General features: G+C 68.8%; 22 protein-coding genes and 1 tRNA gene. 4 read left to right on the top strand and 19 right to left on the bottom strand.

Going from position 1 to position 24,652, the window contains the following annotated elements; genetic code table 11:
• Window positions 1–127 precede the first annotated feature (127 nt).
• The 6 genes from thrB to argS all read right to left on the bottom strand — a co-directional run bounded on the left by thrB (window position 128) and on the right by argS (window position 7,667).
• Window positions 128–1,090 (bottom strand): homoserine kinase, encoded by a 963-nt coding sequence (gene thrB / locus K5L49_RS18715; protein WP_223695044.1) that lies wholly within the window; start codon window positions 1,088–1,090, stop codon window positions 128–130.
• A complete protein-coding gene (thrC, locus tag K5L49_RS18710) occupies window positions 1,087–2,202 on the bottom strand; it encodes a threonine synthase (protein WP_223695043.1) in 1,116 nt (371 codons plus the stop codon). The genes thrB and thrC overlap by 4 nt, the downstream gene beginning before the upstream one ends.
• A complete protein-coding gene (locus K5L49_RS18705; protein WP_223695042.1) occupies window positions 2,202–3,560 on the bottom strand; it encodes a homoserine dehydrogenase in 1,359 nt (452 codons plus the stop codon). The genes thrC and K5L49_RS18705 overlap by 1 nt, the downstream gene beginning before the upstream one ends.
• Entirely contained in the window at window positions 3,557–4,984 is a 1,428-nt protein-coding gene (gene lysA, locus K5L49_RS18700) for a diaminopimelate decarboxylase (protein WP_223695041.1), read from the bottom strand. Before lysA ends, K5L49_RS18705 begins: the two co-directional genes overlap by 4 nt.
• Window positions 4,985–5,166: 182 nt before the next feature.
• Window positions 5,167–5,970: an LmeA family phospholipid-binding protein gene (locus K5L49_RS18695; RefSeq protein WP_223695040.1), complete on the bottom strand. Its 804-nt coding sequence runs from the start codon at window positions 5,968–5,970 to the stop codon at window positions 5,167–5,169.
• Window positions 5,971–5,978: 8 nt separating this feature from the next.
• Window positions 5,979–7,667, bottom strand: coding sequence for an arginine--tRNA ligase (gene argS, locus K5L49_RS18690; protein WP_223695039.1), 1,689 nt, complete (start codon window positions 7,665–7,667; stop codon window positions 5,979–5,981).
• A 168-nt stretch (window positions 7,668–7,835) separates the two neighbouring features.
• Between argS and K5L49_RS18685 the strand changes: the two genes are divergently transcribed.
• Window positions 7,836–8,465, top strand: a complete 630-nt coding sequence (locus K5L49_RS18685; RefSeq protein ID WP_223695038.1) for an iron ABC transporter ATP-binding protein — start codon at window positions 7,836–7,838, stop codon at window positions 8,463–8,465.
• A gap of 50 nt (window positions 8,466–8,515) precedes the next feature.
• Window positions 8,516–8,591: transfer RNA gene (locus tag K5L49_RS18680), tRNA-Arg, on the top strand.
• Here K5L49_RS18680 and K5L49_RS18675 read toward each other — a convergent pair.
• The 8 genes from K5L49_RS18675 to K5L49_RS18640 form a co-directional block, all read right to left on the bottom strand.
• Complete coding sequence (locus tag K5L49_RS18675) at window positions 8,570–9,250, bottom strand: HAD family hydrolase (protein ID WP_223695037.1); 681 nt, start codon at window positions 9,248–9,250, stop codon at window positions 8,570–8,572. The genes K5L49_RS18680 and K5L49_RS18675 overlap by 22 nt on opposite strands.
• A complete protein-coding gene (locus K5L49_RS18670) occupies window positions 9,247–10,341 on the bottom strand; it encodes an ABC transporter ATP-binding protein (RefSeq protein ID WP_223695036.1) in 1,095 nt (364 codons plus the stop codon). Before K5L49_RS18670 ends, K5L49_RS18675 begins: the two co-directional genes overlap by 4 nt.
• Window positions 10,342–10,396: 55 nt before the next feature.
• On the bottom strand, window positions 10,397–11,695 hold the full coding sequence (locus tag K5L49_RS18665) for an extracellular solute-binding protein (protein ID WP_223695035.1): 1,299 nt from the start codon (window positions 11,693–11,695) through the stop codon (window positions 10,397–10,399).
• 100 nt (window positions 11,696–11,795) lie between these two features.
• Window positions 11,796–12,617, bottom strand: coding sequence for a carbohydrate ABC transporter permease (locus tag K5L49_RS18660; protein WP_223695034.1), 822 nt, complete (start codon window positions 12,615–12,617; stop codon window positions 11,796–11,798).
• Entirely contained in the window at window positions 12,614–13,594 is a 981-nt protein-coding gene (locus K5L49_RS18655; RefSeq protein ID WP_223695033.1) for a carbohydrate ABC transporter permease, read from the bottom strand. The genes K5L49_RS18660 and K5L49_RS18655 overlap by 4 nt, the downstream gene beginning before the upstream one ends.
• Window positions 13,591–15,753: an outer membrane protein assembly factor BamB family protein gene (locus K5L49_RS18650; RefSeq protein WP_223695032.1), complete on the bottom strand. Its 2,163-nt coding sequence runs from the start codon at window positions 15,751–15,753 to the stop codon at window positions 13,591–13,593. The genes K5L49_RS18655 and K5L49_RS18650 overlap by 4 nt, the downstream gene beginning before the upstream one ends.
• An 89-nt stretch (window positions 15,754–15,842) precedes the next feature.
• Complete coding sequence (locus K5L49_RS18645) at window positions 15,843–16,727, bottom strand: MurR/RpiR family transcriptional regulator (protein WP_223695031.1); 885 nt, start codon at window positions 16,725–16,727, stop codon at window positions 15,843–15,845.
• 100 nt (window positions 16,728–16,827) lie between these two features.
• Window positions 16,828–17,523 carry a phosphatase PAP2 family protein gene (locus tag K5L49_RS18640; protein WP_223695030.1) on the bottom strand — a complete coding sequence of 232 codons (696 nt, stop codon included), beginning with the start codon at window positions 17,521–17,523 and terminating at the stop codon, window positions 16,828–16,830.
• A 218-nt stretch (window positions 17,524–17,741) separates the two neighbouring features.
• Between K5L49_RS18640 and K5L49_RS18635 the strand changes: the two genes are divergently transcribed.
• Window positions 17,742–20,063 (top strand): transglycosylase domain-containing protein, encoded by a 2,322-nt coding sequence (locus K5L49_RS18635; protein ID WP_223695029.1) that lies wholly within the window; start codon window positions 17,742–17,744, stop codon window positions 20,061–20,063.
• A gap of 6 nt (window positions 20,064–20,069) precedes the next feature.
• Here the strand turns inward: K5L49_RS18635 and K5L49_RS18630 are convergent, their stop codons facing one another.
• Window positions 20,070–20,678: a TetR/AcrR family transcriptional regulator gene (locus K5L49_RS18630; RefSeq protein WP_223695028.1), complete on the bottom strand. Its 609-nt coding sequence runs from the start codon at window positions 20,676–20,678 to the stop codon at window positions 20,070–20,072.
• A gap of 116 nt (window positions 20,679–20,794) precedes the next feature.
• Between K5L49_RS18630 and K5L49_RS18625 the strand changes: the two genes are divergently transcribed.
• Complete coding sequence (locus tag K5L49_RS18625) at window positions 20,795–21,817, top strand: aldo/keto reductase (RefSeq protein ID WP_223695027.1); 1,023 nt, start codon at window positions 20,795–20,797, stop codon at window positions 21,815–21,817.
• Here K5L49_RS18625 and K5L49_RS18620 read toward each other — a convergent pair.
• The 4 genes from K5L49_RS18620 to K5L49_RS18605 all read right to left on the bottom strand — a co-directional run bounded on the left by K5L49_RS18620 (window position 21,806) and on the right by K5L49_RS18605 (window position 24,643).
• Window positions 21,806–22,804, bottom strand: coding sequence for a carbohydrate kinase family protein (locus K5L49_RS18620; RefSeq protein ID WP_223695026.1), 999 nt, complete (start codon window positions 22,802–22,804; stop codon window positions 21,806–21,808). The two genes, K5L49_RS18625 and K5L49_RS18620, sit on opposite strands and share 12 nt — an antisense overlap.
• A complete protein-coding gene (locus K5L49_RS18615) occupies window positions 22,801–23,301 on the bottom strand; it encodes a carbohydrate ABC transporter permease (RefSeq protein WP_263298906.1) in 501 nt (166 codons plus the stop codon). Before K5L49_RS18615 ends, K5L49_RS18620 begins: the two co-directional genes overlap by 4 nt.
• Window positions 23,302–23,450: 149 nt before the next feature.
• The gene (locus tag K5L49_RS18610) at window positions 23,451–23,693 is read right to left on the bottom strand and encodes a hypothetical protein (protein WP_223695025.1); all 243 of its coding nucleotides are present in this window, start codon (window positions 23,691–23,693) and stop codon (window positions 23,451–23,453) included.
• Window positions 23,693–24,643, bottom strand: coding sequence for a carbohydrate ABC transporter permease (locus K5L49_RS18605; RefSeq protein WP_223695024.1), 951 nt, complete (start codon window positions 24,641–24,643; stop codon window positions 23,693–23,695). Before K5L49_RS18605 ends, K5L49_RS18610 begins: the two co-directional genes overlap by 1 nt.
• Between the last annotated feature and the right edge of the window lie 9 nt (window positions 24,644–24,652).

The raw sequence follows: 24,652 nt of genomic DNA, 5'->3' as shown, positions 1-24,652 counted from the left end.
GGATCGGGTACGCAGGTAGGAGTGACGGCATGATTGCTAGAAATCACCCGAAGATCAGATTCGCTCGTGACGCGGTTTCTTGCGGGTGCAGCTGCAGTTTATCACCTTTGCGCGGTCGTTCTCGACGCTACGCGGCCGGTGTGTCCGACTGTTGCGCCGACGCCGGGGTGACGGTCGCACCCTTGAAATCGACGGCGAGCATCAGAGGTTGCCACCGGGTCTCCGCCTTCTGGGCGACGAGCTCGGCGGCGGCGAGCCGCTGGCCCGGGTCGCTGCACAGGACGAGGATCGAGGGACCGGCTCCGGAGACGACGGCGGCGAAGCCGTTCTCCCTCAGCAGCGTGATCAGCCGGTGGGTCTCCGGCATGGCCGAGGCACGGTAGCTCTGGTGGAGCTTGTCCTCGGTGGCGGCGTGCAGCAGTTCGGGGCTCTGGATGAGGGCAGCGACGAGCAGCGCCGAGCGGGAGACGTTGAAGACAGCATCCTCGTGGGGCACCGACTGCGGCTGCAGACTGCGGGCGAGCGCCGTCGACATCACATGCTCGGGAACGAACACCAGCGGCGAGACGCCCCGGTGCACGATGAGCTTCTTGAACCGTGGACCCTCCGGGGTCACCCAGGCGATGGTGAGGCCGCCGAACAGGGCGGGCGCCACATTGTCCGGGTGGCCCTCCATGTCGTTGGCGAGGGCGAGGAGGCCCTGGGAGTCGATCTCCACGACGCCCTCGAGCAGACCTTTGGCCGCCATGATGCCGGAGACGATCGCCGCGCCGGAGGAGCCCATGCCGCGCCCGTGCGGGATGGTGTTCTTCGCCACGAGGTCGAGTCCCGGCATCGGAACGCCGACGGCCTGGAAGGTGTGCGCGATCGCACGGACGACGAGGTTGCTCTCGTCGGTCGGGACCTCGCCCGCGCCGACGCCGATCACCTCGACGGTCGCTCCAGGCGCATCCCGCACCGAGACGCGCAGCTCGTCGTACAGGGCGAGCGCGAGCCCGAGCGTGTCGAAACCCGGCCCCAGGTTCGCGCTCGTCGCCGGGACTTTGACCGTGACCGAGCGACCGCTCAGGTCGACGGCCGGCTGGGTCACGCCCCGGCTCCGGCGGCTTCGGCCGCGGCGCTGAGCCCGAGGACCTCGGCGATGGTGGGGATGTCGACCGGCACGACGGTGGGCTGCACATCCGAGCCGTCGGCGTTGCGGAGGGCCCACTGCGGGTCTTTCAGGCCGTGACCGGTGACCGTGAGGACGACGGTCGCACCGGCCGGGATGACACCGGCGGCCGAACGCTCGAGCAGGCCGGCCACGCTGATCGCGGAGGCGGGCTCGACGAAGATGCCGACCTCGGCGGAGAGGATGCGCTGAGCCTCCAGGATCGTCTTGTCGTCGATGGCGCCGAAGTAGCCGTCGCTGTCGTCGCGCGCGTTCAGGGCGAGCTCCCACGACGCCGGGTTGCCGATGCGGATGGCGGAGGCGACCGTCTCGGGGTTTTTGACCGGGTGGCCGAGCACGATCGGCGCGCTGCCGGCGGCCTGGAAGCCGAACATCCGGGGCAGCTTCGTGGACTCACCGCGCTGCAGCTCCTCGGTGTATCCGCGGTGGTACGCCGTGTAGTTCCCAGCGTTTCCGACCGGCACGATGTGGAAGTCGGGTGCGTCGCCCAGCACCTCGACGACCTCGAAAGCGGCCGTCTTCTGACCTTCGATGCGATCGGGGTTCACCGAGTTGACGAGGTGCACCGGGTAGTTCGTCGCGAGGTCGCGGGCGATGTCGAGGCAGTCATCGAAGTTGCCCTGCACCTGCAGCAGCTGCGCATTGTGCGCGATCGCCTGGCTGAGCTTGCCCATCGCGATCTTGCCTTCGGGTACGAGGACGACGGCCTGGATGCCGGCGTGCGTCGCGTAGGCGGCGGCCGAGGCCGAGGTGTTCCCGGTGGAGGCGCAGATGACGGCCTTCGCGCCGTGCTCGACGGCCTTGGAGATCGCCATGGTCATGCCGCGGTCTTTGAACGAACCGGTGGGGTTCATCCCCTCGAACTTCACGAAGACCTTGGCCCCGGTGCGCGCGGAGAGCGCCGGCGCGGGCAGCAGGGGCGTTCCGCCCTCGCCGAGCGTGACGATCGGCGTGGCCTCGCTGATGTTCAGACGGTCCGCGTATTCACGCAGGACGCCCCGCCACTGACGACTGTTCGGCTTTTCCGACATTACGATCCTTCGACTCGGAGAACGGATGAGATTGCTGTCACCACGTGACTGGCGGCCAGCGCCTCGACGGTGGCCGCCAAGGCGGCCTCCTCGGCTTCGTGGGTGCCGATTACCAGGGTAGCGGTGGGGGCGGTGTGCGAGAGAACCGGCGTCTCGCCTCCCACCAGCGGAACGGGGCCTGTGGCCGTCGCGACCGACTGCTGAACGGTCTCCACGCTGACCCCGCCGTCGCTCAGGATGCGCGCGACCGAGGCCAGCACGCCGGGCTGATCGGCGACCTCCAATGTGATCTGGTAGCGGGTGACCACCCGGCCGATGTCGAGCACCGGGAGTTTCGCGTGCGTCGACTCGGCGACGCCGGGGCCGCCGACGACGTGGCGGCGCGCGGCCGAGACGAGATCGCCGAGCACCGCGGAAGCTGTCTCCACTCCCCCGGCGCCCGCCCCGTAGAACATCAGGTCGCCCGCGGCGCCCGCCTGGACGAACACAGCGTTGTGGGCGCCGTGCACTGCTGCCAGCGGGTGGTCCCGGCTGATCAGAGCCGGGTACACGCGGGCGGACACGCCCTCGTCCCCGGTCTCGGAATCGGTGATCCGCTCGCAGATCGCGAGGAGCTTGATCACGGAACCGCCCTCGCGGGCCGCGTCCACCTGGGCTTTGGTGACGCCGGTGATGCCTTCGCGGTACACCGACTCCAGTGGAACAGTGGTGTGGAACGCGAGGCTCGCCAGAATGGCGGCCTTCTGCGCGGCGTCGTAGCCGCCGATGTCGGCGGTGGGGTCGGCTTCGGCGTACCCACGCTCGGTGGCGGTGGCCAGCGCATCTTCGAGGGTCTCGCCGTTCACATCCATGCGGTCGAGCACGAAGTTGGTGGTGCCGTTGACGATTCCCAGGATGAGGTTCACCCGATCGCCGGCCAGGCTGTCGCGCAGCGGGCGGATGATCGGGATGGCCCCGCCGACCGCCGCCTCATAGTAGAGCTGGGCGCCCACCTGCTCGGCCGCCTCGAACAGCTCGGGACCGTGGGTGGCGAGCAGCGCCTTGTTGCCGGTGACCACATCCGCCCCCGAGTTGAGCGCCTGCAGCACGTACTCGCGAGCCGGCTCGATGCCGCCCATCAGCTCGACGACGATGTCAGCGCCCAGGATGAGCGTGGAGGCGTCGGTGGTGAACAGCTCGCGCGGCAGGTCGACATCGCGCTGGGCGTCGACGTCGCGCACGGCGATTCCGACGAGCTCGAGGCTCGCGCCCACCCGGGAGGCGAGCTCCTCGCCTTGTTCCAGCAGAAGTCGCGCCACCTGGGAGCCGACGGAGCCGGCGCCGAGCAGGGCCACCCGCAGGCTGCGGTACTCGATCATGCGTTGACTCCTTCGACGGTGGGAACCGGTTGGTATGCGGTGTCGCGCGCCAGCAGATCGGCCTCGGTCTCGCCGCGGACGATCACCCGCGCTTCGCCGTCGCGCACGGCGACGACGGCCGGACGGCCCACATAGTTGTAGTTGCTCGACAACGACCAGCAGTATGCGCCGGTCGCGGGCACTGCGAGAAGATCGCCGGGTGCGACATCGCCCGGGAGATAGTCCGCGTCGACCACGATGTCGCCGCTCTCGCAGTGCTTGCCGGCCACGCGGACGAGCGCGGGAGGCGCATCGCTCAGACGGTCGGCGATGCGCGCGGAATAGTCGGCACCGTAGAGGGCCGTGCGGGCGTTGTCGCTCATGCCGCCGTCGATGCTCACATAGCGCCGCACGGCGGTCTCGCCGTCGTCGCCGATACTCACCTCGACATCTTTTGTGGTTCCGACCGTGTAGAGGGTGAGCCCGGCGGCGCCGATGATGGTGCGGCCCGGCTCGAAGGCGACGACCGGCACAGGGATTCCGAGCTCGGCGCATCCATCGGCGACCGTCTGAGCGATTCGCGTGGCGAGCTCGCCGATCGGAGACGGGTCGTCGGCCGTGGTGTACGCGATCCCGAACCCGCCGCCCAGGTTCAATTCGGGCACATCGCCCGCGGCCAGCAGCTGTTGGTGCACGGCCAGCAGTCGTGCCGCCGATTCCGCGAACCCGTCGGCCCCGAAGATCTGCGAACCGATGTGGCAGTGCAGGCCGAGGAACTCGAGGGAGCCGGCACCGCGGATGCGCTCGACCGCGGCCGGGGCGTCGGCGAGACCGATGCCGAACTTCTGGTCCTCGTGGGCGGTGGCGAGGAAGGCGTGGGTGTGGGCGTGCACGCCGCTGTTGACCCGCAGCCGCACGCGCTGAGTGCGACCGTGCCGGGCGGACGCCTCGGCCACTCGGTCGATCTCCTGCACGCTGTCGATGATGATCGCGCCGACGCCGGCCGCGACAGCGCGGTCGATCTCGGCGAGCGACTTGTTGTTACCGTGGAAGCCGAGCCGGGCCGGGTCGACTCCCGCCGCCAGGGCGACGGCAAGCTCGCCGCCGCTGCACACGTCGATGTTGAGACCGGCCTCGGCCATCCACCGGGCGACCTCGATGCTGAGGAACGCCTTGCCGGCGTAGTAGACCTTCGCGCGGGAACCGACGCGCTCGAACGCGGCGAGGAACGCGGCGTGCACCTCGGCCGCGCGGTCTCGAACATCCTGCTCGTCGACGACGTAGAGCGGCGTTCCGAATCGCTCGGCGAGGGAGGCGGCGGTCACGCCGCCGACCACGAGATCGGCGCCCTCCCGATGAACAGTGCGCGACCAGAGCGCGGGCGAAAGGGCGTTGGCATCCGCCGGCTCGGCGAGCCAGTCGGGGGCGAGAAGATTCGGGGCCACAGGGAAAACCTCACGGGACGAAACGAGTGGGGGTCTCTCGGGGCGAGCGGACCCGGATTGGCCCCTGAAGCCGACAGAGAAAACGGCGCACGCGTCGAAGCGCGCGGTACGGAGATTCTAGCGAGGTTCGCAGACGGGTTCGACTCCGTTACGCCGGGCCGCAGACGCCGGGCCGCGACCGGTCAGCAGCTGCCCTTGCTGCGCAGCGTCGCCTCGTCGAGCACGAAATCCTTCGCGTCGAGGTGCACCGCGGCCTCGGCCGGGGCGATGTCGATCGTGTTCACGCCCACACCTTTCGGAAGGTACTGCGCGACGCACACCGGAAGCGGTCCGCGGTCGGTCAACGCTGCCACCAGTGTGGAGAGGTCGATGGCGCCGGAGCCGGTGGTGATCTTCGCATCCACCGGTTTCAGCAGCACCGTCGTCTCCGCCGCCTCCGGGGCGACGCTCACCTGGTAACCGATGGGCAGACCGAGCAAATCGGCGGTGCCGTCGTATTTCAGCACACCCGTGCCGAACGACAGATCACCGGTGACACCCGGGACGGTGACCAGCTTGTTCAGAGATGACGGGGAGATGCGCAGTGTGCCGTCGATGCGCGAGACGGGTTTGCTGAAATCGGCCGGGACACCCGTGGCGACGATCGAGGCGCCGAGCGGTGCCCCCTGCACGGTGAGCTCGGGTGCATCCAGTTCCACCCGCTCGAAAGAGCCGCCGAGGTACTGCTGGATCACCGAGAGCCCGCCGATGTGAACGCTGACGTCGCCGGAGACATCGCTCGGCAGACTCTTCTCGATCTCCGACGCGACCCGACCCTCGGCGTATGACCGCACGATGCCGTCGGCGATCGCGAACAGCACGATGAGCACCAGCACCGGAATGACGATCCAGAGCAGGATGCGCAGCCACCGCCGACGCGTGCGCGGCGGGAGTGACGACACCGTCTCCGTCGGAGGGGTGGGCGGCGAGGCGATCGGCGCGCTCATCCGGCGGCTCACATGCGGTCGGGCGCGGAGACCCCGACGAGTCCGAGACCGTTGCGGATGACCTGGCCGGTGGCGTCGTTCAACCACAGCCGGGTGCGGTGCAGATCGGTGATCGGCTCCTCGCCGTGCGGGAGCACCCTGGTCGACCCGTCGCGCACGCCGTACCAGGCGTGATAGAGACCGGCCAGCTCTTCGATGTAGCGGGCGACCCGGTGCGGTTCGCGCAGTTCGGCCGCCTGTGCGACGACCCGCGGGAACTCCTGGAGGCCGCCGAGCAGGGCCGATTCGGTCTCGTGCGTCAACAGCTCCGGACGGAACACGCTGCGGTCGACGCCGGCCTTCGCCGCGTTCGCCTCGACCGAGCGGGTTCTGGCGTGCGCGTACTGCACGTAGTAGACGGGGTTCTCGTTGCTGCGCTTGCTCAACAGGTCGAGGTCGATGTCGAGCTGCGAGTCGCTGGAGGAGCGCACGAGCGCATACCGCCCGGCGTCGACACCCACCGCATCCACGAGGTCGTCGAGGGTCACGATGGTGCCGGCGCGCTTGGACATCTTCACCGGCTCGCCGTCACGTACCAGATTGACCATCTGGCCGATCAGAATCTGCAGGTTCACGTTGGGAACATCGCCGAAAGCCTCGACAGCGGCCATCAACCGGCCGACGTAGCCGTGATGATCGGCACCGAGCATGATGAGGTTCTGCTCGAACCCGCGCTCCCGCTTGTTGAGGTAGTAGCCGAGATCGCCCGAGATGTAAGCGGGTTCGCCGTTCGAGCGGATGATCACCCGGTCGCGGTCGTCGCCGAAGGTCGTGGTGCGCAGCCAGACGGCTCCGTCTTCCTCGAAGATGTGCCCCTGCTCACGCAGCCGCTCGATCGCCCGCTCGACCGCTCCGGACTCGTGCAGCGAATCCTCGTGGAAGAACACGTCGAAGTCGACGCCGAAGCTGTGCAGCTTCTCTTTGATCTCGGCGAACATGAGCTCGGTTCCGAGCGAGCGGAAGACCTCCTGCTGCGCTTCACGCGACAGGGCGTCGATGTCGCCGTCGAACCGTTCGACCACCTCGGCGGCGATGTCGCCGATGTACGCTCCGCCGTAGCCGTCCTCCGGGGTCGGCTCACCCCGGTGTGCGGCGACCAGGCTGCGGGCGAACCGGTCGATCTGCGAACCGTGGTCGTTGAAGTAGTACTCGCGGGTCACATCCGCGCCCTCGGCCTGCAGGATGCGCGCGAGACTGTCACCGACGGCCGCCCAGCGCACACCGCCCATGTGGATGGGTCCGGTGGGGTTGGCGGAGACGAACTCGAGGTTGACTGTGAGACCGTCGTAGATCGTGCCGCGCCCGTACTCCTCGCCGGCCTCCACGATGGTCTTGGCCAGCTGACCGGCGGCGGCGGCGTCGAGCCGGAAGTTGAGGAACCCCGGGCCTGCCACCTCGGCGGAGGCGACGCCGTCGATGGCGGAGGCGCCCTCGGCGATCTCGGCCGCCAGCTCGCGCGGATTGGCGCCGATGCGCTTGGCGAGACGCATGGCGACATTGGAGGCCCAATCGCCGTGGTCGCGGTTCTTCGGCCGCTCGATCGGGACATCGTCGATCGTCACGGTCACACCGTCGAGGTCGGCACCCGCGGCTCGGCGCCGGTCGACGACCGAGGTCACGATGGTGAGCAGGGCGGCGGAAAGGTCAGCGGGAGTCACGATCACCGATTCTACCGGGGCGTTCCGCGGCAACGGTTCCGCATCGAACGCCCCGGCGCACGGGTAGCGCCGGTCACCGCTTGATAAGGTCGCAAGCGACGCGCGCCGAAGCCTCTTCACCCTCTGCTTCGCGCATCCGCCCAGAAACCGCCGTAAGGAAAGCCCAGCATGCTCGAACCGACACCCGTCCGCGCTTCCGCCCGCACCGTCGGGGCTGTCACCCTCGTGCTCGCCGGCGCGATGCTGCTGAGCGGATGCGTCGGCGGCAGCGGATCGACGAAACCGACCGCGACGCCGTCGGCCACGGCGACCACCGGCGGCGGTACGAACACGACCCCGACACCGACGCCGACGCCCAGCGATCCCCCGACCCCGCTGGCGATCCCGTGCGACCAGGTGATCACCCCCGACCAGCTCTACGCCTTCAACCCGAACTTCGGCACGGACCCCGGCTACGCCCCGAAAGCCAGCACGTTGGAGCAGCAGGTCGCCGACTGGAAAGGCACCACCTGCGCGTGGCTCAACCAGACCAGCGGCGAGACGATCGAGATCGCCGTGGCCAAGCCGCCCGCGAGCGCCATGGAGGGGCTGAAGAACGCGGCCGTCACGACCAGCCAGCCCGTTCCCACCTACGGCGTTCCGCCGGCGGTCGAAGGATACTTCAAACCCGGCACCGCCGGCGAGGTGCAGATCTTCACCGGCTCGTACTGGATCGTCGCCACCTCGACCGCATTCTCCGAACCCGGAGACCCGGCACCGCTGATGCAGAACGTGCTCGCCAACCTGCCGAAGAGCTGACCGGGCACGAACCACCCGCGCGGGGATGCTAGCCTAGACGGGCACTCCTGGCCCCCATAGCTCAGGGGATAGAGCGTCTGCCTCCGGAGCAGAAGGCCGTAGGTTCAAATCCTACTGGGGGCACCATATATCGGCAGTCCTTCGCGCTGCATCGGCGCCGAAGCCTGCATCGACGCCGCACCGATCAGGGCCGCGATCTCGTCGATTCCGTCGATCAGCGCATCCGCTCCCGCCGCGGTGAGCAGCGCCGAGGCGGTGTAGCCGCCTCGGACCCCGACGGCCAGGTAACCGGCCTCGCGGGCGCACTCGATGTCGTACACAGTGTCGCCGACGTAGGCGGCGACGGTCTCCGAACCGCGGCGGCGCTGAAGGACAGCGAGCTTGTCGATGACGGGCGCGTCGACGCTCGACCACATCCCGGTGAGGCCGTGGGCGTGCTGGTCGGCCGCGACCGCGTCGAGATGGGCGGCGGAGATCACGCCGAGTCGGACCCCCGCACCCGCGAGCGCCTCCAGCCCCGGGATCGCGCCGCGCCGCAGCCCGGCCGGGGCGGCGGCCATCGCCGAGTTCCATTCGGCCTCCGCCGCGTCCGTCGAGTCGGTGCGAACGCCGAGCTCTTCGAACATCTCGGCCATCGGCAGGCGGAACCGCCGGCGGAAGCCTTCCTCGCTGAGCCGCGGAAGCCGGCGGGCGCCGAGCACCCCGTTGAGGGCGTCCCTGGCACGTTCCCGGTCGAGGACGACCGTTCCGTTCCAGTCGAACAGGACGACGGCGCGACCGCTCACGCGATCGCCGCCCTGCGGACGCCGAGCTCGGTCGCGGCACCGAGACGCGCACCGGTGGCCGAATCGTAGACGTGCACCGAGGCGGCCGCGCAGCGCACGGCAACCCGTTCGCCGACGCGCGGTGATTTCGCGACGGAGCACCGCAGTGCCACCGTCTCACCCTCTCCCGTCACCAGATGCACGACCCGATCCTTTCCGGTCGGCTCGATCAGGGCCACCTCGCCCGAGACCGTCCACGCCGCATCCGGATGCGCGTCGAACGCAGTGAGCGGCGCCAGCTCCAGCTCCTCCGCGCGCACGCCCAGGGTCAGACCACCGTCGAACCCGCCGCCGAAGGCGCATGTTCCGTCGTCGGCCACCCGGAGCAGGTTCATCGGCGGCGTGCCGATGAAGCCGGCGACGAACAGGGACTGCGGCACCGCGTACAGCTCATCCGGCGTGCCGACCTGCTCGATGACTCCGCCGCGGATCACGGCGATCCGGTCGGCCATCGCCATCGCGTCGAGCTGATCGTGGGTCACGTTGATCCCCGTGGCCCCGACCGAGCGCAGCAGCGAGGCGATCTCCAGGCGGAGCACGGCGTGCAGCTGTGCGTCCAGCCCGGACAGCGGCTCGTCGAGCAGCACGATGCCGCTGCGCCGGGCGAGCGCCCGGGCCAGGGCGATGCGCTGGCGCTGACCGCCCGACATCTGCTTCGGTTTGCGGTCGAGAAGGTGCTCGACCTGCATGCGACCGGCGATCGACCGGGCGCGGGAGGTGGCCTCGGTCTTCGACAGTCCGATCCCGTGCCGCAGGCCGAGAGTGATGTTCTCCAGCGACGACAAGTGCGGATAGAGGGCGAAATGCTGGAAAACGATAGCCGCATCGCGCTTGTGGGGCGGGATCCCCTCCTGCGGCCGGCCGTCGAACAGCACACTGCCGGCGTCGGCGTCCTCCAGCCCGGCGATGATGCGGAGCATCGTGGATTTGCCCGACCCGCTCGGACCGAGGATGGCGACATTCTCGCCATCCTCGATCCGCAGGTCGACGCCGTCGAGGGCGGCCACGGAGCCGAAGCTCTTGCGCAGCCCGATCACATCGATGGATGCCATTGTCTCTCGTTCTTCCTTCGTTGATCTGCGAGCGCCGACAGGGCCGCGGAATCGGCTACTTGACGATCGAATCGATGCTGCTGACGGCAGATTTGACCGTCGAGGTTGTGTCGGCCCCCGACTGCAGCTGCTGTGCCATCGTGCGGATCGCATCGTTCACCTGCACGGTCTTGGCGCCGGCGAACCCGCCCCAGGGGGTGAGGCTCTTGTCATAGCTCCAGGCGTAGGTGAGCTGCGGGGTCGCCGAGCTGCTGCCGAGAAGCTCCTGAGCGGCCGCGGAGTCGACCGGGATGTAGCTGTATGCCGTTCCGGACGCCTTGAGCACCGCATCCTTGGCCAGCAGCTGCGAGACGAGAGCAGTGGAGAACGCCGCCGCGCAGGCGTCCTTGCTCAGCACGACCCAACCGTTGCCGCCGGCCGGAAGGGCGCCGTCTTTCCCGTCGACACTCGGCAGGTCGACCGGTGTCCAGGCGAAGTGCGATCCGACGCCCTTCTGAATCGAGGCGATGAGCGAGGTGGTGGCCACCATGAACGCCACCTTGCCCCCGATGAAGGCGGCGGTCGCGTCCTGGAAGCCGACGCCGAGCTCGAGGTTCTTCTTCTTGAGGTCCTGCCAGATCGACAGCGCCTTGATGCCGGTGGCGTCGCCGAAACCGGGCGTGCCGTCCTTCTTCACGAAGGTGCCGCCCGCGCCCTGCACGAACGCCTGGCTGAACCAGTCGGGCAGCGCGTCGGTGCTCACCGACACCGAAGGCGCCCCCGTCTTGGCTGTGACGGCCGCGGCCGCGGCGACCAGATCTTCCGGGGTCTTGATCGAGGAGGCGTCCACCCCGGCGGACGAAGCGAGGTCTTCGTTCACCAGCAGCACGGGCGCCGAGATCTGGGACGGAGCCAGGTAGACCTTGCCGTCGATCGTGCCGGCGGAGAGGAACTGCTTCTGGTACGTCGGCTCGAGCTTCGCCGGGTCGATCGTGGCGGGCTTGTACGTGTCGACCCAGAAGCGGAGCTGCCCAAGGCCGGTCATCACCAGGTCGGGACGTTTGCCGACCGCGATGTCACCGACGACGGTCTTGGTGAGGTCGTCGTACGAGGTGGTCTGCTGCGGGGTGGCGTTGATGGTGAGGCCCGGGTACTTCTTCTCCAGGGCGGCCGACGCGACGGTCATCGCGCCTGTCGCCTGCTGGCCGAAGACCGCATTGATGGTGGTCTTGGCCGGGTTGCAGCTGGCGATGTCGGCGGCGGCGGCAACTGTCGGTTGCTGGTCGGCGTTCGCGCCGGCGGCGCAGCCGCTCAGCAGGAGGGCGGAGCCGAGAGCGAGGGCGCCGACGGCGAGTCGGGATCGACGTGGGGACATGGGGGTACTCCTTCAGGGTGGGCGGTGCGTGATGGGTGAGGATAGGCGGTGCGTGGTGGACGACGGGTCAGGGGTCTCTGCCGGATCTCTGCCGGGGGTCTCAGCCGGGGATCTCGGCCCCGCTCATGCCCTGCACGAAGCGACGCTGCGCCACCAGGAACAGGATCACGACGGGTGCGGTCACGATGGCGGCCCCGGCGGCGAGCGCGGAGTAGTCGTAGCCGATGTCCGCCTGCTGGAAGACGGACAGTGCCAGCGGCGGTGTTGCGATGCCCGGGCTGCGGGCGATGAGCAGGGGCCAGAGGTATTCGTTCCAGTGCACGAACACGCTGAAGACGCTGAACGCCGCGATTCCGGGGCCGGCCATGGGGATGATCACCGTGCGCAGGGTGCGCCAGTGGCCGAGACCGTCGGTGCGCGCCGCTTCGAGCAGGGAGTCGGGGATCGACATCATCTGCTGCCGCAGCAGGTAGATACCGAACGCGCTGGTGAGGAACGGCAGGATGAGTCCGGGGATGGAGTCCCCGAGCCCGGCCAGGTTCACGCCGATGAATGTCGGGATGAGGGTCACCTGGCTGGGGATGAGGAGGCAGCCGAGCACGATCGCGAGAACGGTGCCGGTGCCGCGCATCCGCACCTTGGCGAGCACATAGGCGGCGGGGATGCAGGTGATCAGCTGCAGCGCCAGGATGGCGGCGGTCACCAGGACGCCGACCGGGATGGCGGTCGCGAGGTGCGCTTTCTCCCAGGCCCTGCCGAAGTTCGCCAGCGTCGCATCGGCGGGGAACAGGGAGATTCCGCTGAAGAACACTTCATCGGCCGGGGCAATGGCGGTCCGCAGCATCCAGTAGAAGGGGAAGAGCGAGATCAGCAGGGCGAGGGTGAGCAGCACCCATTTGCCGACGACGACGAGTGTTCTCATTTCTGTCCCCCGGTGAGGAAGCGGCGCTGCAGGATGCCCACGCCGACGAGTGCGAGCAGGAGGAGCAGGGAGAGCGCCGAGGCGCTGCCCAGGTCGAAATAGCCGAAACCGTAGCGCCAGGTGGTGAGGAGCAGCGTCTCGCTGGAGTTCTGCGGTCCGCCCTGGGTCATCACGTTGATCGTGTCGAAGACCTGCACAGAGCCGAGGATGGTGATGACCGTGGCGAACGCGACGGTCGGCTTCATCATCGGCAGGGTCACTCTCGTGAGCTTGGTCCAGCCGCGGATTCCTTCGGAGGCCGTCGCTTCGCCGATCGACGTCGGGATCGTGGCGAGACCGGCGAAGAAGATCATCATGGTGAACGAGGCGGAGCGCCAGATGCCGACGATCGCGACAGTGAGCAGCGAGGTGTGGGTGTCGCCCAGCCAGTTGACCGGGCCGAGACCGACGAGCCCGAGGAGCTGGTTGGCGAAGCCTCCCTGGTAGGCGAAGATCCACCGGAACACCACCGCCATCGCGACGAGGTTCGCCGTCATCGGCAGGAACAGGATGGTGCGCACCAGTGCCCGTCCGTGCACGATGCTGTCGGCCAGGAGGGCCAGCACGAGCCCGATGACCAGGCTCGGTACGATCGTGATGGCCGCGTAGACGAGCGTGTTGACGATCGATTTCTGCACGGTCGGGTCGCCGAGCACTTTCGCGAAGTTGCCGAAGCCGACCCATCCCCACGCTCCCCCGCCGAGCGGGATGCTGAAGAAGCTGGCGACGAGCGCGAGCAGGGCCGGGATCAGCACGAAGATCGCGATGCCGAGCACGGCCGGCGCGAGCATGAGGATCGGAACGATCGGCTTCGGGCGGCGGCGTGAGGCGGCGCGCGCGGCCTCGCGGTCGGTGACGGCGGCACCGGCCTCGGCCCGTGCGGTCGTCGGGAGGGCCTGGGGACCCGTGGCCTCCTCCGCGTCGATGAGACGACTCATGAGGCGACGCTCCGCGACACGGCGAACACGCCGCCATCGGTGCCGACCCCGACGAACAGCTCCCCCGCCTCGGTCAGCGTGGAGGCGATCGGGGCGTGCAGCTGAGCTCGCCCGACCTCGGCGCCGCTGGCGGGGTCGAGGCGGCGGATCACGCCGTCGAGGCCGCTGAGCAGCAGCGTCCCGTCGGCCGAGAGCGGCGCCGAGACGACCGGATGCGGCGTCTTCGTGTAGGAGGACATCGGGAAGGGCGCATCTCCCTCGACCGCGATCTCCCGCAGGATCTCGCCGGTCTCCGGCTCCAGCACCTGCAGGCCGACGCCCGCGCTCGTCGCCACATAGCCGGCCGCGGTGACGACCGGAGCGGACGGGCTGAAGCCGCCGCGGTGCGCGGTGGCCCAGACGACACGGCCGGTCGCGCGCTCGACCGCGGCGGAGTGTCCGAACGCGGGCATGAGCACGAGGTCGCGCTGCGGGTCGTGCACGGCCGTGCCCATGATGAGCAGCTGCTTCATCGCCTCGAACGAGACCTCATCGGGCACGGGCGCGCCCGCCCAGACGGATTCCCCCGTGCGGGCGTCGAGGCCGACCGGATGCTGCGGAGTCGGCCAGAAGCCCATGACCAGCAGGTCGCCGACGATCAACGGCGTCGAGTGGTTGACCAGGTTGTGGTGGGGCGAGAGGTCGTCGCGACGCCACACAACCGCGCCGCGGGCGGCGTCGATGGCGCGAAGGTCGCTCTGGTCGCCCAGGTAGACCAGGCCGTTCGCGGTCGCCGGGCCACCCCAGGCGAACCGGCGGAGCGGGTCGCTCGAGTCGACGCGCCAGGCGAACTCGCCGGTCGCGCGGTCGTAGGCGGTCACGTCGCCACTCACTTCGGCGGCGATCACCAGGCCACCGGAGACGACGGGTGTGGTCTTCACGGCCGACCGGGTGTCGGCCCGCCACACACGCTCCCCCGAGGCCAGATCGAACGCTTCGACCGTGCCGGCGGCGCGATCCTCGATCTGCGATCCGGCGACGACGAGGTCGCCGTCCACGAGCACCGACTGCCGGTGGGAGGCGCCGACAAGCGGCGAGCGCCAGAGCACCGCATCCGCCGACCGCCGCGCCGGGGCGCTGGAGAAGGTGGCGGTGGAGACATCGTCGAGCTCGACGGGGCTCTCGCGCACGAGGACGGTCTCGGTTCGCAGACCGATCGTCTCCCCGTCCCAGGTGATGACCCGGAAGGCAGGCGGACTGTAGTCGAGGCTGGCGAAGAAGGTGGTGGGGCTGTTGACGTGCAGCGCTCCGTCGACTTCCACGACGCGGGAGGTGTGCCAGTGACCGGAGAACGCGGCGATCGGCTGCCACGGCACGTGGTCGAGGAGCGAGGCGTTCGGCTGGTCGTGGAAGAGCAGGATCCAGGGCGATCCGGGGGTGCGGCGGGCGAGGTCGTTGCGAAGCCAGGCGTTCTGCTCATCGTGGTCGATGCCGAGCTCGTGGCTGTGCCAGTCCATCGCCACGACGTGCAGTCCGGCCACGTCGAACGAGTACCAGCGCGGTCCGACGAAGCGCTCGTAATTCTCCACGGTCCCCGCGTTGGTGAGGTAGTTGTTGCGGCTGACGAACATCCCGTGCTCGTCGGTCATGTGGTCGTGGTTTCCGGGGATGACGTGGACGGGAAGCGGACTCGTCGCGAGTGCCTCCGTGTAGAGCTCATACTCGGCCGGGCGACCGTGGTCGACCAGGTCACCGGTGATCATGACGCTGCGCACCTGCGGTTCGCGCCGGGGCAGCTCCGCCAGGAAGTCGACGATCTGCTGCGGCAGGCTCCCCTCGCGGTACAGCCCGAACGCTTCCAGGAGCGCCGGGTCGAAGGCGGGATGATCGGCCGGCACCGTCATATGCGTGTCGGTCAGGTGGGCGAACGAGTAGGGCAGCGGTTGCTCCTGCGGCGTCAGCGTGAAACGGATCTCCCCCGCCGTCGCGCGCACCCACCAGGGGTCTGCGGTGAACCCGGTCGGGCGGGTGAGGGTGACGAAGCGGCCGGTGTCGGGGAGTTCGAAGCGGCCCTGGTCATCGGTCTCGACGACGTCGGTGCCGTTGCTCACGGCGATGCCGGGGATGCCCCGGGGCGCGGTCTCGCTGGTTTCGGTGTCGGTGACGACGTATCCGTGCACGGGAATGGTTCCTGTCTTGATCGGGGGCGGGGCGGGGTCGGTGATGGGGCCGGGGGTCGGTGATCGGGGGCGGGGAGGCGGTCGGTGACTCAGACGCGGTGCTCGACGAGCACATCGGCGGTCACGTTCTGGTATGCGCCGCTGGTCGCGCTGCGCATCGTGAGGGCGACGAAGATCGCGTCGAGCAGGGTGAGGTGCACGATGCGGCTCACCATCGCCTCCACGCGGTAGGCCGTCTCGGGGCTGCCGGCGACGAGGATGAGGTCGGCCACCTCCGTGAGCGGGGAGCTGGCGAAACTGGTGAGGGCGATCACGGTCGCTCCGGCCGAGCGGGCGGCCTTCGCGGTGGCGAGCGTCTCGAAGGTGGAGCCGGTGTGGCTGACCGCGAAGAACACATCGGCGGGGAGGAGCATGCGGGCGGCGACATGCTGCGCGTGCACATCGGCGACGAAGGAGGCATCGATGCCGATGGTCGTCAGCCGGTAGGCGATGTCTTGCGCGAGTGGGGCCGAGGTTCCGACCGCGCCTAAGCTCACGCGCCGGGCCGCGAGCAGCGCGTCCACGATCCGGGCGACGGCGTTCACATCGACGGCCGCGACGACCTGCTGGAGGGCGAGCGCGGTGCCGCCGAGCACTTTCGCGACGACGTCGCCTGTTCCATCGCCGTCGCGGATCGCGCCGAGCACCTGCCGGTCGGCCGGGATGGATTCGCGGGCCAGCATGATCTTCAGATCCTGGTAGCCGCGCAACCCCAGGGTGGCGCAGAGCCGGATGACGGTGGCAGCGGAGGCTTCGGCCAGCGTCGCGAGTTCGGTCACCGAGAGGTGGATGACGGCGGCCGGGTCGGCGAGCACCGCGTCGGCGACGCGTCGTTCGGCGGGCGAGAGCGCCGTGAGGCTGGCCCGGATGCGCTCGGTGACCGGGGTGCCGGCATCCGATTTCAGCGGGGCGGCGAGAGTGGAATTCTGTGTCACGACCGCGACGCTACCGAGGCGGGATGAACCGCCCGACGACGCCGAGGTTAACGGCGGATGATCGTTTCATTGCCGATTGGACGATGAAATCCGATTTCAGTCAGGGTGTCGTCTGCGGCCCACGCGCACGGGTCACCCGACGCACCACGAGGTTCCACAGGCCGAGGAAGAGCACCGACCCGGCGACCCCGTTCAGCACCGCACCGATGACGTCGGTCGGATAGTGCACCCCCACGTAGAGGCGCGACCAGGCGACGACGGCCACGAAGACGATCGCCAGCATCAGCACCCCGGTGCGGGCGATGCCGCGCGGGCAGACCGCCACCAGGGCGACGCCCAGACAGACGGCGAACACGACGTGCCCGCTCGGGTAACTGAGGGTCGCTGGGCTCACGTCGAGCGGATGCGCCAGGCCGGTCATCGGCGGCCGCGGCTGGGCCACCACAGTCTTGACCACGAGACACGTCAGCCAGCCCAGTCCGGTGACGGCGCAGACGCCGAGGGCGCGCCACCAGGAGGCGGCGAACCCGACCACGACGAAGACGACCGCGAGGATGACCAGCACCACCGTCGGCCGGTCGAGCACGTCCAGCGCGAGCGCCACGGAGTCGGCGAACGGGGTCGCCGCGCGGTTCAGCGCCTCGTCGACGGCGTACTGCGACGAACCGGGGACGAGCCGGAACACGAAGCCGATCGCGAACACGGCGACGAACAGGATCGCCGCCCACCAGCCCCAGCGGCGCGGGGCGGCGAGGAGGGGCGGCTGGGCGCGGCGGGTGCGGTGAGACGGAGACACGGCGCTCATCCAATCGCACCGATCTGAATACGGCCCGCTGAGCGCCGCCGAATCGTGCGAGAACGCTCAGACGCCGTCGGCCGACGGTTCCAGGTCCCGTCCCCGCCGCGGAGCGCGGGTTCGGCCGCCGTCTCACGAAACACTCATGCGATTCCGACGATTCTCAGAGCCGGGCGGTCAAGACTCGGCGGGCCCGTTGATGTCAAGAGAGGTTCCGTGTGCGCGTTCGCCGTATGAAGGTCGGGGAGTTGGTCGGCGCGTGGGCCGCGTTCGTGGGGGGATGCGTGGTGGCGGCGATCCTCGTCGCGGTCGGCGTCACGCCGTCGATCGCGATGACCAGCCTGTCGGCCTCGGCCGGTGCCGAGGCGTTCAACGGCCTGCCCAGCTACCTGAAGATCCAGCCGCTCGACCAGACGACGACGTTCTACGCGACGAAGGGCGGTCAGCCCGTGCCGATCGCCACGTTCTACGACCAGAACCGCGTGGACGTGACGGCCGCCCAGATCCCCGGTGTGCTCGGGGATGCGCTGCTGGCCACCGAAGACCCGAACTTCTACAACGAGGGCGGCATCGACGTCTCCGGCACCATCCGCGCCCTCGTGGAGAATTCCGCCGGCGGCGACACCCAGGGCGGCTCCTCGATCACGCAGCAGTACGTCAAGAACGTGCTCGTGCAGCGCTGCGAGACGATGACGGTGAACCCGAACGCCGCCAAGGCGGTCTACGAGGCGCAGGAGAAGGCGTACCAGAGCTGCTACGACGATGTCGCCGGCCCGACCCTGGCGCGGAAGATCCGCGAACTGCGGTACGCGATCGGGCTCGACAAGTCGTACAGCAAGCAGCAGATCCTCGTCGGCTATCTGAACATCGTCGGCTTCGGCGGCCAGGTCTACGGCGTGCAGGCCGCCGCACAGTACTACTTCGGTGTGGACTCGGACAAGCTCACGCTCGACGAGTCGGCCACGCTGGTCGCCATCCTGAACGACCCGTCGAACCTCCGACTCGACCAATCGGCCGCGGACAACCCCGGAAACAACGCGGCGAACCACTTCAAAGAGACGCTCGCGCGCCGCGACTATGTGCTGAAGCGCATGCTCACCACGAAGAAGATCACTGACCAGCAGTACAAGGCGGCGGTCGCCGCACCGATCACGCCCACCATCACCCCGGTGCCCTCCGGCTGCCAGAGCGCCAGCGCCTCCGACGCCGGGTTCTTCTGCGACTACGTTCAAGACGTCATCCTGAACGACAAGGCGTTCGGTGCGACCGCCGACGACCGGGCGGCCTTCTTCCGCACCGGCGGCCTCAAGGTGTACACCACCCTCAACCTCGACATGCAGAACACGGCCCAGACCTCCCTGAGCGCGTACATCCCGTCGACCGACCCCGACCTCGATCTCGGGGCGGCGGATGTGTCGATGCAACCCGGCTCGGGCCGCATCCTCAACATGGTGCAGAACCGGCCGTTCGACGACAGTGCGACACCACCGGCTGGCGCGACGGCGATCAACTATTCCACCGACTACGACTACGGCGGGTCGGGCGGCTTCCAGACCGGCTCCTCGTTCAAGGCGTTCGACCTGGTCGCCTGGCTGGAGGCGGGCCATTCGCTGAACGAGATCGTCAACGCGAGCCAGCACGAGTTCTCGTTCTCCGACTTCCCCGCCTCGTGCACCGACATCGGCCAGCAGGGCTGGGATGTGCAGAACGACGAGAGCACGGAGACCGGCAACATGAGCGTGCTCGAGGCCACGGAGGCCTCCGTCAACACCGCGTTCGCCGATATGGCGACACAACTCGACCTGTGCAACATCTCCTCCGCCGCCCAGAGCCTCCTGGTGCACACGGCGTCGCCGTCGGAGCCGTGGCAGCTCATCCCGTCGATGATCCTCGGGGTCAACGAGGTCTCACCGCTGACGATGGCCACGGCGTATGCCGGCATCGCGAACGGCGGAAAGGTGTGCACGCCGATCGCCATCGACCGTGTCGTCACCTCCGACGGCAAGGATCACGCTGTCCCGGCGAGCACCTGCACCCAGGCGATCACACCGCAGATCGCAGACGGCGTGGTCTACGCGCTGCGCCACGTGATGACGAACGGCACCGCGACCACCGCCAATCCCTTCGACGGCAGCGACATCATGGGCAAAACCGGCACCACCGACAACTCGGAGCAGAACTGGCTCGTCACGTCGACGACGACCGCGACCAACGCCCTGTGGGTCGGCAACGTCTCCGGACACGTCGCGTTGCGCTCCCAGTACTTCCAGGGGATCGACGGCGGCGATGTGAAGTTCTCCATCGACAAGCCGATCCTCGCCGCACTGGATGCCACCTATCCCGGAACCGCCTTCCCCGCGCCTCCGTCGTCGATGGTCTACGGCAGCAACTCGTATTCGAACCCGTCGACACCGTCAACGCCGGCACCGAGCACGACGCAGGCGCCCGCGAGCCCCGCACCGAGCGCTCCGGCCGCGCCGACCGGGCCGGCGATCCCACCGACCACGGCGCCGAATCAGAACCAGAACCAGAACCAGTAGGTACGGCTACCGGGAGCGCAGCCCCTCGACGAAGATGCGGATCATCCGCTCGGTGAACGTGGGGGTCTCGCCCCGCACAGGTTGGCACAGCAGGGCGACGGTGAGCACGACCTCGGCCGGTGCGATCTCCGCCTTCACCGAGCCATCGGCCCTCGCCGCGTCGAGGAGCGCGCCGAGCGCCGGCTCCAGTTGTTCCATGATCGATCGCGGCAGATCGTCGAAGGCAGGGTCGCCCGAGTGGAGCGCCGACGCCAGGCCCTGTTTGGTTCCGACGAGAGCCGTGAGCCGCCCGATCCACAGCGTGAGCGCATCCCAGGGGTCGTGTTCGCTGCTGAGCGTCGCGGCCGCTCCGGCGCAAGCATCGATCTCGTGCTGCATCACGGCCAGGATCAGATCGGACCGGCGCGGAAAGTGCCGGTAGAGGGTTCCGACCCCGACTCCGGCGAGATCGGTGATCTCTTTCGCCGGCGCGTCGACACCGGTGCGGGCGAACACGCTCTTGGCCGCGTCGAGCAGGGCGACCACGTTGCGTTGCGCGTCGGAGCGACGGCGACGCTGCCCGCCCCCGCTTCCCCCCGACGGTGCGGTCGTGGGGTTCGTCTCGACCGATTCCATGACCCTCCTTGTTTAACGGAAAGCTTTTCCGTATAGTTCCGGAAAGACGTTCCGTTTCGACAGCATACGTCATCGCCACGCCGCACGGCACGGTGAACAGCGACAGGAGACCGACCATGCAGTATCGACCCCTCGGCAGAACCGGCATCAAGGTCAGCCCGTACGCGCTCGGCGCCCTCATGTTCTCCACCCAGGTCGGAAACCCCGACCCCGACGACTCCGCCAGGATCATCCACAAAGCCCTCGACGCCGGAATCAACCTCATCGACACCGCCGACCGGTACGGCGACTCGGAGGATGTCGTCGGCCGGGCCCTGCGGGGCCGCCGCGACGACGTCGTCCTCGCTACGAAGGGTGGGATGCCGATGGGCACAGACCCGAACCAGGGCGGCGCCTCACGGCGGTGGATCGTGACCGCGGTCGAGAACTCGCTGCGCCGCCTCCAAACCGACCACATCGACCTGTACCAGCTCCAACGCCCAGACCCCTCGACAGACATCGAAGAGACGCTCTCCGTGCTGACGGACCTCGTCCGCAGCGGCAAGATCCGCGCGTTCGGCACCTCGATGCTCCCGGCCTCGGACCTCGTCGAAGCACACTGGGCGGCCGAGCGTCGCGGCCTGGAGCGGCTGCGCACCGAGCAACCGCCGTACTCGATCCTGAACCGGGGCATCGAGCGCGAAGTCCTCCCCGTCGCCCAGCGGTACGGGATGGGCGTTCTCGTCTGGGGACCGCTCGGCCAGGGGATGCTCACCGGCCGGGTGCGCCGAGGGCAGGACACCGATGTGATCCGCGCCACCTTCAACACCGCGTTCCGCAACGAGCAGCGCCTGGATGTGGTGGAGCAGCTGATCCCGCTCGCGGAAGAGGCCGGGCTGCCGATGACGCATCTCGCCATGGCGTTCGCGATCGCGCATCCCGGAGTGACGAGCGCGCTGCTCGGTGCCCGCACGATGGCGCAGTTCGACGACCTCCTCGCGGGGCTCGACGTGGCGCTCTCCGACGAGCTCCTCGACCGGATCGACGCGATCGTGCCGCCCGGTACCGATGTCGGCACCCTCGACCAGGCCTTTGTTCCGCCGTCGCTGCAGGAGCTCGACCGGCGGCGACGTCCGCTCGCGCAGCGGTCAGCCGGCTGAGGCTGCGGTGATCGTCAGCGCTTCCGAACCCGGGGCGGTCAGGGCGAGCACCTCGGCCCTCGTGGCCTGTCGCTGCGTTCCCCCGCGCCCCCGGACGGAGAGGGATCCGGCCACCGCTGCCCAGCGCAGGCGCCCAGCCTCGGTCTCGGCTTCGGCCCCTCCGGCACGGAGGGTCGCCGCGAGGTACCCGGCGTCGAAGCTGTCCCCGGCCCCCGTCGTGTCCACCACCTCGAGGAGCAGGCCGGCGGCATCGGCCACACGCTCCCCCGCCTGGTAGGCGACCGCACCCTCGGCTCCGGATTTCACGACGACACGGCAGCCGAGGGAGGAGAGCAGCGCCCCGGCCTCATCCACATCGACGGTCGGACGCCCCAGGATCCGCCCCGCTATCGCCAGCGCCTCCTCGCGATTGGGAAGGAACACGGTGACCCGCCGAAGCACCTCCTCCAGGCCCTCCCACCGCTCGGCAGGGTCCCAGTTCGTGTCGAGGCTCGTCGTCACCCCTGCCGCGGCCAACCCATCGAAGAGACCGGGGAGGCCGGCGGCCAGCGAAGGCTGAAGGAAATACGAGGCGATGTGCACATGGCGCGGGCGCAGGCGGTCGACGGCTGAGCGCACCGCATCCGGGTCGAGAAGCGGGATCGTGCCGGGCAGCGTGAGAATCGCCCGGTCGTGCGGTTGAGACAGGATCACCGAGAGTCCGGTCGGCACCCCGTCGCGCACGGCGACAGCGGAGAGATCCACGTCGCGCTCGCGCAATCGGTCGAGCACTTCGCTGCCGAACCGATCCGAGCCGACGACCGAGACCAGGGCCGCGCCCACCCCCAGCCTGGCCAGCCCGGCGGCGACGATCGCCGCGCTGCCGCCAAGCAGCAGCTCGGCGCCGTCGAGCAGCTGCTCCGCCTGGCCGAACCGCGGAACCGTGTCGCCGCTGAGCACGAGATCGGGGTTCGCGTCTCCCACGACGAGAACCTCGACATCCGTCATCCTTTGAGCCCGGAGAAGGTCATCGTTGCGATGAACTGGCGCTGCGCGAACAAGAAGAACAGGATGAGCGGCAGCGTCGCGATGACGTTGCCCGCCATGATCAGGCTCCAGTCCGTCTGGTGCGCGCCCTGGAAGTTCGCAATCCCCAGCTGCAACGTGAACGCCTGCTGGTTGTTGATCGCGATGAGCGGCCAGACCAGATCGTTCCAGGCGCCGAGCAGGGTGAAGATCGCCAGCGTAGCCAAAGCCGGACGCGCCAGCGGGAGCACGATCCGGAAGAAGACCTGCCAACGGTTACAGCCGTCGATCGCACCCGCCTCCTCCAACTCGACCGGAAGGGAGAGGAAGAACTGCCGCATCAGGAAGATGCCGAACGCCGTCGCCAGCCAGGGCACGATCGCCGCCCCGAGCCCGTTCAGCAGCCCCAGATTGGCGAACAGGATGTAGGTGGGGATCATCAGCAGCTGGGTCGGGATCATGATGGTGGCGAGAATCATCAGGAACCCGACGTTGCGCCCGGCGAACTTGAGCCGGGCGAACCCGTACCCGGCCAGCGAGCACAGGACGAGGTTGGAGACGATCGCGGTCCCCGAGACGATGACCGTGTTGCCGAGCCAGAGCAGGATGTCGGTCTGGCCGAACAGCTTCAGATAGCCGTCGATCGTGAAATGGGACGGGATGAACGGCGGGGGAAGGCAACGAGCTCTTTCGCCGGCGAGAACGAGGCGAGCGCCATCTGCAGGAACGGCACGAGGAACAGCACCGCGATCGGGAACAGCACGAAATGCCAGCCGCTCAGCGAGCGTTTGCGATTCCGGCCCTCCACCGCGCTGCGCTGCGCCACCTGCTCCGAGGAGGTCACCACCTCGGCGAGAACACTGTTCGACATCAGAAAGCCTCCGAGCCTTTCCGCCGCGAGTAGACGACGACGAAGATCGTGACGAGCAGCGTGGCGGCGAACAGCACGTACGCTGCCGCCGATCCGTACCCGAACTGCAGCGAGTGGAACGCTTTGTCGTAAAGGAAGTAGACGATCGTCTTCGTCGCGTCCAGCGGCCCGCCCCTCGTCGTCGTGTAGACGAGGTCGAACAGCTGGATCGCCTGGATCGTCTGCCAGATGGTCACGAAGACGGTCACCGGGGCCAGCTGGGGCCAGACGATCCGCCAGAACGTCTGCCACCGATTGGCCCCGTCGATGCGGGCCGCCTCGATGAGGTCGGCCGGCACATCCTGCAATGCAGCCAGGTAGATCACGGTGGTGAACGCCGCCGATCCCCACAGCGACATGATCGCGATGACCAGCATGGCCTGGTGCGGGTCGTCCAGCCATCCCTGCTGCGGCAGGTGCAGCACCCGCAGCACGTTGTTGACCAGCCCGAACTGCGGACTGAAGAGATACGTCGACAGGATGCCCGTCGACGCCGCCGACGCCACGAACGGAACGAAGATCGCCGTGCGGTAGAACCCCATCCAGCGGATGCGGCGGTTCAGCGCCACCGCGAGGAACAGTCCGAGCAGCACCGAAGCGGGAACGAACAGCAGGGTGAAGCCCACCGTGTTCCACACGGCGTTGCCGAAGTCCGCATCGCTCATCAGCTGCGAGTAGTTCTCGCCGCCGACCCAGGTGGCCTGGCTGAACCCGTCCCAGCTCTGGAACGAGAGCACGAACGCCCAGAGCGCCGGGAAGATCGACAGTCCCAGAATGATGATCGTGGCCGGAGCGACGAATCCCCACCCGGTGAGCGCCGAGAGCATCCCCTGCCGTCGCCGCACCCGGCCGGGCCCGGCCGCCTTCGGGGTGGCCGGGCGGCCGGCCAGGCGTGCGGTGGTGTCTGCCATGGTGGCCTC

The organism is Leifsonia poae, assembly GCF_020009625.1.
In the GTDB taxonomy this organism is placed as follows: domain Bacteria; phylum Actinomycetota; class Actinomycetes; order Actinomycetales; family Microbacteriaceae; genus Leifsonia; species Leifsonia poae_A.
The sequence above is the reverse complement of the archived record's forward strand: the minus strand, read 5'-3'. Positions and strand labels throughout refer to the sequence as shown.

Excerpts from the sequence above, each read along its gene's own strand:
- K5L49_RS18620 (WP_223695026.1), bottom strand. The coding sequence starts at position 22,804 with ATGACGGATGTCGAGGTTCTCGTCGTGGGAGACGCGAACCCCGATCTC.
- K5L49_RS18615 (WP_263298906.1), bottom strand. The coding sequence starts at position 23,301 with ATGATTCTCGCCACCATCATGATCCCGACCCAGCTGCTGATGATCCCC.
- K5L49_RS18665 (WP_223695035.1), bottom strand. The coding sequence starts at position 11,695 with ATGTCCCCACGTCGATCCCGACTCGCCGTCGGCGCCCTCGCTCTCGGC.
- K5L49_RS18660 (WP_223695034.1), bottom strand. The coding sequence starts at position 12,617 with ATGAGAACACTCGTCGTCGTCGGCAAATGGGTGCTGCTCACCCTCGCC.
- K5L49_RS18610 (WP_223695025.1), bottom strand. The coding sequence starts at position 23,693 with ATGTCGAACAGTGTTCTCGCCGAGGTGGTGACCTCCTCGGAGCAGGTG.
- K5L49_RS18655 (WP_223695033.1), bottom strand. The coding sequence starts at position 13,594 with ATGAGTCGTCTCATCGACGCGGAGGAGGCCACGGGTCCCCAGGCCCTC.
- K5L49_RS18630 (WP_223695028.1), bottom strand. The coding sequence starts at position 20,678 with ATGGAATCGGTCGAGACGAACCCCACGACCGCACCGTCGGGGGGAAGC.
- K5L49_RS18670 (WP_223695036.1), bottom strand. The coding sequence starts at position 10,341 with ATGGCATCCATCGATGTGATCGGGCTGCGCAAGAGCTTCGGCTCCGTG.
- K5L49_RS18695 (WP_223695040.1), bottom strand. The coding sequence starts at position 5,970 with ATGAGCGCGCCGATCGCCTCGCCGCCCACCCCTCCGACGGAGACGGTG.
- K5L49_RS18705 (WP_223695042.1), bottom strand. The coding sequence starts at position 3,560 with ATGATCGAGTACCGCAGCCTGCGGGTGGCCCTGCTCGGCGCCGGCTCC.
- K5L49_RS18605 (WP_223695024.1), bottom strand. The coding sequence starts at position 24,643 with ATGGCAGACACCACCGCACGCCTGGCCGGCCGCCCGGCCACCCCGAAG.
- thrC (WP_223695043.1), bottom strand. The coding sequence starts at position 2,202 with ATGTCGGAAAAGCCGAACAGTCGTCAGTGGCGGGGCGTCCTGCGTGAA.
- K5L49_RS18685 (WP_223695038.1), top strand. The coding sequence starts at position 7,836 with ATGCTCGAACCGACACCCGTCCGCGCTTCCGCCCGCACCGTCGGGGCT.
- K5L49_RS18625 (WP_223695027.1), top strand. The coding sequence starts at position 20,795 with ATGCAGTATCGACCCCTCGGCAGAACCGGCATCAAGGTCAGCCCGTAC.